The sequence below is a fragment of the Micromonospora sp. NPDC047620 genome (assembly GCF_043205005.1).
Classification (GTDB): Bacteria; Actinomycetota; Actinomycetes; order Mycobacteriales; family Micromonosporaceae; genus Micromonospora.
The window spans coordinates 1-1,011 of record NZ_JBIDDG010000217.1 but is presented as its reverse complement, the minus strand read 5'-3'; the positions used below and the strand labels follow the sequence as shown (position 1 = coordinate 1,011).

General features: G+C 67.0%; 2 pseudogenes. One reads left to right on the top strand and one right to left on the bottom strand.

From position 1 onward, the window contains the following. Positions 1–241: pseudogene (locus tag ACGF5C_RS35385) on the bottom strand (acetyl-CoA C-acyltransferase); the annotation flags it as partial. 402 nt (positions 242–643) lie between these two features. On the opposite strand from ACGF5C_RS35385, the pseudogene ACGF5C_RS35380 reads away from it, so the two are divergent. Continuing rightward, a pseudogene (locus ACGF5C_RS35380) lies at positions 644–1,011 on the top strand (short chain dehydrogenase); the annotation flags it as partial.

Sequence of the window (1,011 nt, the reverse complement as noted above, 5' to 3'; positions counted from 1 at the left end):
GGCCCGTGCCGCAGGCCAGTTGCAGATCGTGGGCGGGGGTGTAGGGCGACAGTTCGCTGCCCAGCACGCTCTCGCGGACCATGCCGTGCTCGCCGACGCGCTTGAGCACCGCGCCGCCGACGACCATGCCCAGCCGCTCGCCCTGCAGCCCGAATCGGCTGACCAGGCCGTTCAGCGCGGAGGTGAACATGTCTTGGTTCGAGGCGCGGGCGTAACGGCCGTCGGAGCGAGCGAACGGGATCCGATTACCGCCGAGGACGGCGACAGGTTTGGCCTGCTTGGCCTTGTCGGCCCGGCTGCTCGATGGTGCGGTCTTCGCCGAACGGGCTTTGGTAGTCACTCGAGTCTCCTTGGGGGACGGTCGGGCCGGCGGAGGTTGCGGAGCCGGCGGGTGGGTAGGCACTGTCTCGTCGGGTTTTCTGGGGCCGGAGCCGGGAATGCCGCATATTGGGGACGAAGCCGGTAACCCGGCCGACTGTATTGCCGGCGATTCCGTCGGTTTACATTAAACTTACTCTGGAGTAAGTTAATTGTCGACACCGTACCCCGAAGATGTGGGCTACAACGCGCGGGGTAGTGGGGAAATACGGAAACGGCAGACGTCCAGATCGTCCACATTCGACACAAGGAGAAGGTAGGAACAGTGGCAGCCAGCAAGAGCAAGGGTGCTCCCAACCTTTACGGTTCGTTCGTCAATTCCGCCCCCGGCGCCTTCCTGGCCGGCAAGTTGGGCCTGCCGCAGCCGGAGAAGCTGCGCCGCTACACCCCGGGCGAGCCGGCGTTGCCCGGCCCGGTCCTGCTCGGCGGTAAGGGCCGCGTCGCCGACGCCGCGCGCACCCTGTTGTCGGACTACACCTTCGTCGACGCCCCCACCCAGGGCGTGAAGCTCGGCGCGCTGGTGTTCGACGCCACCGGCATCGGCACCGTGGAGGAACTGTCGCAGCTGTTCGAGTTCTTCCAGCCGGCCATGCGCTCGATCGCCCCCTCCGGCCGCGTGCTGGTCGTCGGCAC